Source organism: Paraburkholderia sp. WS6 (assembly GCF_030464835.1).
Lineage (GTDB): Bacteria > Pseudomonadota > Gammaproteobacteria > Burkholderiales > Burkholderiaceae > Paraburkholderia > Paraburkholderia madseniana.
Map to the genome: position 1 here is coordinate 1 of NZ_JALQCK010000090.1, position 8,682 is coordinate 8,682.

Sequence of the window (8,682 nt, forward strand, 5' to 3'; positions counted from 1 at the left end):
AACTCCCCGGGCCTACTTACCACTTGTATCGGGCCGTCGATAAGGCCGGCGACACAGTTGACTCCCTGCTCCGCGCCAAGCGGGACAAGGGCGCGGCCCGGCGCTATTTCGAAAAGGCGATCGCTGGAAACGGCGTACCGGAAACGATGACGATCGACAAGAGCGGGGCAAATCTCGCGGGGCTAAATGCGATCAATGTTGATCGCGAAATACCGATCAGAATTCGACAATCGAAATATCTGAACAACGTTGTGGAGCAGGACCATCGAGCAATCAAACGCATCGTAAGACCGATGCCTGGATTCAAGAGCTTTCGTTGCGCCCGCATCATCTTAGGCGGTATCGAACTCATGCACATAATAGCGAAAGGGCAGATGAAGAGCGATGGTGGACGGCATCGTTCACCCGCCGAGCAGTTCTACGATCTTGCGACATAAGCATTCCTATTCTTTCCGCCCCGACTCTTCCTTATTTCCTTACTGCGACAGAACCTCATGAGCGCCCTGCGACCGGAGGCCGGCAATGTCTCGCACGCGAGCCTCGCGCTCGCCGTCACGGCGCACGAGGCAGCGGCAAGCGCCGCAAACGCCCTGTCCCATGCAGCCGACGTTCGCGGTCAATGCGTCGCTGCGCGCGGCCACCTCTATGATTTAAAGCGTCGGCTCTACCTCGACGGTGCGCCCGTCGATCGCAACGGTAATGGACGCGCACGCAGTCTGATCGCCAGCAGCTTGCAATTTAACGCCGCCAATGGCCGACGCCCTCACTGATGCGAAAAACCAGTTGTTCGCCGTCAGGAAGAATCTCCGAATTCGGACAAACTCCTGGACCTGCTGGCGGCAGGCTCAGCGCGGAACTCGCAATCTAGTGAACCGTTTGATGGTTCGGGAATGACAACCAGGCGCGGCACGGCAAGCCGAGGCATCCGCGCGAGCTGGCCGACCACGCGTGTTTGCGTCTCGTCAATCTTTCGATCACGCCGCATTGGGAGCTGGTCGACGGCAAGCAGGTCTGAACGCTCGACCCGACCGGCACAGTGGTCGGAGACAACCCGGAGGTCGTGCTGCACAGCGTGCTGAGTGCGCTCGGCATCGCGAGGTTGCCCTGCTATGCGGTCGTCGACGCGTTCCGCAAGGCCCGCTCGTGCATGTGCTGCCGCGCTGGCGGTCGCGTGAAATCGGGGTGTTCATGCTGATTCCGTCGCGCCGGTTTCTGGAGGTGAAAACGTGCGCGTGGCTTGAGCTACTGAAGGCCGATATATCAGTGGCGCTCGAGGGCGACGCCGGTTTTTTCAATCGCGGTGCGGGCGCAAAGAGGCTTTCGTTGGCGCAGGCGTCGTGATCCTTGCCGACGACCGTGGCCGGGGCTGCAGGTCATTCCGCGGATAGCGTCTGCGCTACCTCGTCCCAAGCCGCCGGATGGTTGGCGAGCGCAGGCTCGAGAAGTTTCAGTGGCCGACTGCCGCTCCTACCGGACCGATTGCAGCCCGGCGAAGCGGGCTGCTTGCCGCTCTTAAACGCCCGCCAACGCCGGTAAATCAGAGTCGCACGACGAGCGCTCCCACTGTGACCCGGCACGCAACAGGTGCAACGCGTTGTTGACGCTCGCTGCGCTTTCCCTGCGCGTCGCCAAGCATACCGGATAGCGCGCGTTCTTTTTCTCGAGAATGGCCTGGCTCAGGAATTCCGCGCTGTACGCTTTGAGCAAATGCGCATGGTGGGCCTCTATGTACGCGGCGATGCGCTCCCGTTCGCCGTCGATGGTTGCGAGCGACGTGAGGGTGCGCTCGTCCCAGCGAAACCGCAGACCCAGTTCCGCGAAAGCGGTGTTGTATGCGCAAAGCTGCGCCTGCATGTCCTGGTCGCGCTCGGTTTCAGGTGCGCTAACGCGTGAGTGGCCCATGATCGTCTCCTTCGGGCGGATAGCTTGCTAGAAGCATAGGATCGGCTATAAATAAACAACAGTTAAAGTTATTGTGAATAACCATAAGTGTTTGCTTATGTTTTGAGTGAAGCCGACGCCGGCACGCTGCGCCCTGACTTTCGATTATCCCTTGGACTGACCGCGCAGCAGATCGGCGTCGACGTGAGTGATCTGCGCGATCTGCGTCGCGCCTTCGCCGATCAAGAATTCCTTGAACGCAAGCGCGACAGGGGGCAGGCGCTTGCTCTTGCGGTGCACCACGTACCAGTGGAGCATCACCGGAAAGCCTTGTACGTCCAGTACGGCGAGGTGACCGACCTGCAGTTCCAGGCCGATGGTATGCGCGGAGAGGAAGCTGATGCCCATGCCTGCAATCACCGCCTGTTTGATCGTTTCCGTGCTCCTGATCTCCATGGCGACATTGAGCCTGGTGACTCCTCCCGCAAACCCGTCTTCCATCGAATGCCACGTGTCCGAGCCTTTTTCGCGGACGATGAACGGCTCTTTTGCGATCGTCGACTGAGGGATGCGCTTCTTGCCCACAAGCGGGTGTAGGGGCGGCGCGACGATCACATAAGGATGAGGCGCAAACGGTTCGTTATGCGTATCGAGGTCCTGCGGCGGCCGCACCATGATCGCGAGATCGGTTAAGTTGTTCGCCAGTTGATGCAGCAGTTCCTCGCGATTGTGCACCGCCAGCTTGAGCTTGATGTCGTCATTGCGGCGCACGAATTCGCCCACCACTCGCGGGAAAAAATAGTCCCCCGCACTGATCACCGCAACGTTCAGTTGACCGCCCGCAATGCCCTGCAAGCGGGCCATCACTTCGTCCATTTCGCGGAACTGCTCGATGATCGAGCGCGCGTAAGTGAGCATTTCGGAACCCGCCGGCGTCAGATAAATTTTCCGGCCGAGCTGCCCGAACAGGGCCAGGCCGGCGTGCTCCTCAAGCTGTTTTACTTGGGTTGAGACGGCGGGCTGCGTCAGGTACAACTCGTCGGCCGCGTGCGAGAAGCTCAGGTGCCGGGCAACCGTTTCGAAGATCTTGAGTTGGCGCAGAGTAGCGTTTTTCATGGCTGAAGTTCGTTGAGGCATCGACGTATACAGGACGCCTAATGCAAACCATAAAATGTTTTAACTTTCACTGATGGCTGTTCTCGCGGAGCATGCTCCCAGATTCCGTGACGACGCAACCACTTTTACCAGACCGTTTTGCGCACCCCCGCCGGTCTTTTGTTGTTGGTGCGATCTCCATCTGACCGACCATTAGCGTTTCATTGCCGACGCGCACGCAAGCGATGAGTGATTCGGTTACACGATTCAACGCAACGCGCCGCTCGAGCACGACGAATTCTACAAAGGAGATGGAGACATGGGATATTCCAACGTGGCCGAGCCGCGCAGCACGGCGCTACGGTATAACCGGTGGGTTCAACTGGCGGTCGGCATCGTCTGTATGGGACTGGTGGCGAACCTGCAGTATGCGTGGACCTTGTTCGTCGTGCCGATGGACGCGGCGCATCACTGGGGGCAGGCAGCGATTCAGACTGCGTTCACCATCTTCATCGTCACGGAAACCTGGCTTGTGCCAGTCGAAGGCTGGCTCGTCGACAAGTTCGGGCCGCGCCCGGTTGTGATCGCCGGTTCGCTGTGTGCCGCACTCGGCTGGATCATTGACGCACACGCAAGCAGTCTGGGGGCACTGTACGTCGCGGCGGTGATTGCGGGCATCGGTGCGGGTTGCGTCTACGGGACCTGTGTCGGGACGGCACTCAAGTGGTTCCCGGATAAACGGGGCCTGGCGGCGGGTCTGACCGCGGCCGGCTTCGGCGCTGGTGCGGCGATCACAGTGATCCCGATCGCCAACATGATCCAGCGTTCCGGCTACGAGCATACGTTCATGTTCTTCGGTATTTTCCAGGGCGTCTGCATTCTGCTTCTCGCAACCTTGCTGGTGCGTCCGAAGCCGCCGGCGAATGCGGTCGCGGCCAAGCGCGTCGTGGCCACCAAGGTCGACTACACGCCCAGCCAGATGATCCGCTCGCCGCTTTTCTGGGTGCTTTACCTGATGTTCGTGTTCGTCGCAGCCGGCGGCATTATCGCCACAGCACAGCTTGGGCCGATCGCGAAGGAATATGGCTTCGCGAAGCTGCCGGTCAGCCTGATGGGCGTCACGCTGCCGCTTCTGACGATGACGCTGTCGATCGATAACATGTGCAACGGCTTCACGCGTCCGCTGTGCGGCTTTCTTTCGGACAAGATCGGCCGCGAGAATACGATGTTCATGATCTTTCTCGGCGAAGGCATCGCGTTGCTCGGGCTGATGCAGTTCGGCCACAATCCGTACGCATTCATGTTCTTTGCCGCGGCCGTGTTCCTCTGCTGGGGCGAGATTTTCTCGATCTTCCCGGCGACCTGCGCGGACACGTTCGGCAGCAAATACGCGGCGGCCAATGCGGGCACGCTTTACACCGCAAAGGGTACCGCGTCGATGCTGGTGCCGATCGCTTCGGTGTTGTCGGAGCATGGCTCATGGAACACGGTGTTCATCTGTGCGGCGGTCGTGTCGATTACAGCGGCGGTGTCCGCGAAATTCATCCTCGCGCCGATGAGACGGCGGTGGATCGACCGAACGGTCGAGGCCGGCGCGCTCGCAAAGGGATATCTCTGAGCACCCGATAGGGACATTGGCGCCCCGTGAATGCGTTAATGCGTCGTTTCGGGTCTTATCTCAACCACCTCGATGCATACCCCGGTAGTCTGGATTAATACAATAGCTATCACGGAAATATCCAACTGTCTTGGGCACTTGGGTCGCCTTGTCTTGCGCGTGACTTAAGTGTTCTCATCGGATCGAAATAGCCGTTCGGGTCACGGAATTTATTTTTTTTGTTTTTTAGTAATACTAATTAATATCGGAGGAGATGATGGGAATAAGAAATCTGAAGCCGCGTCATGCGGCGGCTTCGCTATGCCTGTTTGCAGCTGGCAGCGTGACCTGTTCGGGAGGAGCATTCGCTCAGGCAATTGCGGCAGATGACGACAAACAACAGATCCAGTTGTTGAAACAACAAATGGAAGCGCTCAATAAGAAGCTCGATGCGCTTGTGGCAAAGCAAGCCCAAACAGCGAACAGTCAGCCAGCGGCCAGTCCCGCTGTCGCAAGCACAAACGCAGGTACTAGTTCAGGTACAAGCGCAAACACGGGTACAACCTCAGGCGCGCAAAAAACATCGGATGCCGACGCCTCAGGGTGGGGCGCCGGCATGCCGCCCAAGCTTAAGTCGTTGCTGGCCGCGCTGGGGGATATGGAGTTCTACGGCAATCTCGATCTTTCCGTGGACTATGCGACCAAGGGCCTCAAAGACTCGTATGTCACGCCGGGGGGGACTGTCGTCTCGCCTAGAGGGCATATGGGCTGGCAGCCCGACGTCTCATCCAATCTTTCCTATGTCGGCGTTCGCGGCAAGCGGCCATTCGGTTCCGACGCCAGCCTGGCCTTCGTCTATCAACTGGAAACCCAACTGGACATTTCGGCAACCTCAGGGTCTTCCAATTCGAACTCCGCTCAGGATTCGACCGTCAAGGGCGCCCTGACGTCGCGCAACAGCTTCATCGGCGTAGCATCGTCCACCTGGGGCGCGTTGAAGATCGGCAAGACCGATGCGCCCTACAAAACGTCGACCGCACGCATGAATCCGTTTTCCGGCATGCTCGGCGATTACTCCGTGATCATGGGTAACACGGGCGGCGACAATCGCGTCGAATTCGGTACGCGGCTGGACCATGCGATCTGGTATGAGTCGCCCAGTTTCCATGGCTGGTCTCTCAACGCACTGGTTTCGCCCGGGCAAAACCGCGGTTACGAAAATTCGGTGCAGGCTTCGGGTGAGTCGAGTTGCACGGGCGGCAATGTCCCTGGTAGTGGTGGAAATCCAATTGCGTGTAACGACGGCAGCTACGGGTCGGCCTACAGCGCGAACCTCGCCTATAGCAACGGCCCCCTGTACTTTACGACAGCCTATGAGATACACCTCGGCGTGAATCGCTCAAGCGATGTCACGAACACTCCTGCTGCACTGGCTTCGCCTGATGGGACGGACCCCAACGATATCGGCAACGAATGGGCATTCAAGGTCGGTGCGCAATATAAATTTCCCACTCTGACCACGGTGAGCGCAATTTATGAAGTGATGCGCAGACAGATTCCGGCCTACCTGCAAACACAGAACGAGCGCAGCCGTAATGGCTTCTGGCTCGCCCTGACGCAGGAAATCACTCCCAAGGACAGCGTGAGCGTCGGTTGGGCGCACGCCAATCGCACGCCGGGTGACCCGGGGCAACACAACACGGCTCCAGCTGACCCGAACGCTATTGGCATCCCGAATCCTTCCAACGGCGCCAATATGGTCACTGCGATGTACAAGCATGCGATCGACAAACATGCGACTGTGTATGCCGACTATGCCTTGGTCATCAATCAAGCGGCGGCGCACTATGCGCTGGGTGCGGGCGGGCGAAGCGTCACCGTTGATTGTCATGACGGCAGCTCGATCTCGCAGGGTGCGCCGTTTTGCTACGCGGGCGGCAGAGAAATGGGCTTCTCCGTCGGGCTGAATTACAAGTTCTGAGGGCGCTGGCAACCTGGCGGAGGGCAGGCATAAGTGGCCGGGGGCGTCTCGGTGTACCCAGGGTTCGGATTTCGTACGCCTGGGTACACTCCAAGTTGATCATCGCCGGCAGCTCGTCGTGCCGTCCGTTTCCGAGCCGCCTACGGACGCCGCGCCGTCCGCCAGCGCCCTTAAAGGGCGGGTCCGTGAGCGTCGCGCCCATCACTGGCGGCCGTCGCCTCGACTGTTTCTTTCCGGTCGCCTTCCATCGCTGCAGCGTCACCGCCTTCCGCTGCCATCCCACACCTTCCAGCGCACTTCGCTGACGATTACAAAAAGCGCCTTGAACTCTCCGTATACGGAATATAATATTCCGTATATCTAAGTTGCGGGCGGATGGCATATCAGGCCGCGGCAGCCACGCTGGAGGGCAGCCGCGCCGGCCTGTCGGCAGAGGATTCGGGCGGCGGGCCCGGCAAGACCGTCACAATGGGTTATCCGAAACTGGGGGAGCAAATTATCAATGTCGGATGATACGCAAACCGATGTCCGCCCAGCGCCTCTCACACTGGCGCTAGTACCGATCAATGCTTCGGCTTCGTTGCGCGATCAGGCGTACGCAAAGCTGAAGCAGGCCATCGCCGACGCCGACATCTATCATTCGCGCGAGGAAATCCGGATCGACGAAAAGGAACTGACTGAAGCGCTCGGCGTGAGCCGCACGCCAGTTCGCGAAGCCATGACGCTGCTCGAGCAGGAAGGTTTCCTGCGGACGGTGCCGCGGCGCGGAATCTATATCCAGCGCAAGACGAAGAAAGAAATCGTCGACATGATTTGCATGTGGGCGGCGCTCGAAAGCATGGCGGCCCGGCTTGCGACGCTGCGCGCGTCCGATGAGGACATCGCGGCGCTGAGGCATATGTTCGACAATTTTCGCGACACGACGCCGGCCGAGCACATCGAGGAGTATTCGGAAGCGAACATCGCGTTTCACCAGTCAATTGTCCAGCTGTCGCAATCGCAGATCCTCCTGGACACGATGAAGAACCTGTTCGTGCATGTGCGCGCGATCCGGAAGATGACGATCGCGCAGAGTGGCCGCGCGTCGCGCTCGATCGTCGATCACATGCGCATCATCGAAGCACTCGAGAAGCGCGACACCGAGCTGGTCGAGCGGCTCGTGCGCCAGCACTCGCTCGATCTCGCGGCGTTCGTCGAAGCCAACTGCGACTTCCTCGACTGACGACGTAAAGTCGTTTGGATACTGAGTCAAGAGGGCAACCGGAGCACGCCAACCCGAAGCACCGGAACGGAGCAGCGCTGAAACGCCCGACGCGTTGCAGCGCTGCTCTTTCTCGCCCTGCACCTTGTTCACACGCGCTTACCGAGCGCCCCTCATCGCACACGAACCATCGTGTCGCCCAACGCCGCCGGTGAACCGGCCACGTAAATACCCGCCGGTTTCATTGCGTCGATCTTTGCGGCCGCCGAGCCTGTGCGGCCGCGAGATGATCGCGCCCGCGTGGCTCGCGCGCGTGCATCTGCGCCTGGTTCGAGCGCCGACGCGCCTCTGGGTGTCTGGCAGCGCGTCATCTGAAATACGAAATATTACATTCCGCTGACCGCTCGATTGGCACACCTATCGATGCGGGCTCGTCAGCATTCGACGCTCGAAGGCCAATTTCGGCGTTGTCGAAGCTTTGTGCGTCGCAAATCAATTTCCGTGAGTCGCCCTTGAATTCGGGCGATTCAAGTCCATCGCAGCGCAGCAAAGGCATCACGACGTAAAAATACGGTTGAATAAATACTGTGTGTGGAATATTGTATATCACGACGCACGCAGCGACCCAAAGAGGAGAGAGGTCATGCCAGAACCCGGGAACACCCTGCCGCAGAGCACCTCATCGACTGCAACGACGGCCGGGTCGAGGAAGGCTTGCACATCCTCCGCGTCCCCCACCTGCGGGTTGCCGCGCACGTCGCCGTAACGACGGCCCGCCGCGCACCGCAAGTTCAATAGAAGGCGAGACAGCGAGACATCTCAAAATGACAAACGACGCGAAAGCTACCGAAACGACCGACGGATTCCATCTGGTCATCGACGCGCTGAAACTGAATGACATCAGCACCATCTTTGGACTGGTCGGCA

At 59.4% G+C, this 8,682-nt stretch carries 6 protein-coding genes and 2 pseudogenes; 4 read left to right on the forward strand and 4 right to left on the reverse strand.

The window, feature by feature from the left end; translation table 11 throughout:
* Nucleotides 1–437: DDE-type integrase/transposase/recombinase (locus tag M0D64_RS44340; protein WP_266262248.1), on the forward strand; the 437-nt coding region annotated here is incomplete at its 5' end.
* Nucleotides 438–520: 83 nt separating this feature from the next.
* Here M0D64_RS44340 and M0D64_RS44345 read toward each other — a convergent pair.
* The 3 genes and pseudogenes from M0D64_RS44345 to M0D64_RS44355 form a co-directional block, all read right to left on the reverse strand.
* A pseudogene (locus tag M0D64_RS44345) lies at nucleotides 521–650 on the reverse strand (ferredoxin); the annotation flags it as partial.
* A gap of 862 nt (nucleotides 651–1,512) precedes the next feature.
* Nucleotides 1,513–1,902 carry a hypothetical protein gene (locus M0D64_RS44350; RefSeq protein ID WP_154565359.1) on the reverse strand — a complete coding sequence of 130 codons (390 nt, stop codon included), beginning with the start codon at nucleotides 1,900–1,902 and terminating at the stop codon, nucleotides 1,513–1,515.
* Nucleotides 1,903–2,046: 144 nt separating this feature from the next.
* Nucleotides 2,047–2,997, reverse strand: a complete 951-nt coding sequence (locus M0D64_RS44355) for a LysR family transcriptional regulator (protein ID WP_266262249.1) — start codon at nucleotides 2,995–2,997, stop codon at nucleotides 2,047–2,049.
* Between the two features lie 298 nt (nucleotides 2,998–3,295).
* On the opposite strand from M0D64_RS44355, the gene oxlT reads away from it, so the two are divergent.
* The 3 genes from oxlT (at nucleotide 3,296) to M0D64_RS44370 (ending at nucleotide 7,776) form a co-directional block, all read left to right on the forward strand.
* Nucleotides 3,296–4,594: an oxalate/formate MFS antiporter gene (oxlT, locus tag M0D64_RS44360; RefSeq protein ID WP_154565361.1), complete on the forward strand. Its 1,299-nt coding sequence runs from the start codon at nucleotides 3,296–3,298 to the stop codon at nucleotides 4,592–4,594.
* Nucleotides 4,595–4,850: 256 nt separating this feature from the next.
* Entirely contained in the window at nucleotides 4,851–6,554 is a 1,704-nt protein-coding gene (locus tag M0D64_RS44365; RefSeq protein ID WP_266262250.1) for a porin, read from the forward strand.
* Nucleotides 6,555–7,056: 502 nt separating this feature from the next.
* Nucleotides 7,057–7,776: a GntR family transcriptional regulator gene (locus tag M0D64_RS44370; RefSeq protein ID WP_154565362.1), complete on the forward strand. Its 720-nt coding sequence runs from the start codon at nucleotides 7,057–7,059 to the stop codon at nucleotides 7,774–7,776.
* A 152-nt stretch (nucleotides 7,777–7,928) separates the two neighbouring features.
* On the opposite strand, the pseudogene M0D64_RS44375 reads toward M0D64_RS44370, so the two are convergent.
* Nucleotides 7,929–8,058: pseudogene (locus M0D64_RS44375) on the reverse strand (succinate--CoA ligase subunit alpha); the annotation flags it as partial.
* Nucleotides 8,059–8,682: the final 624 nt, after the last annotated feature.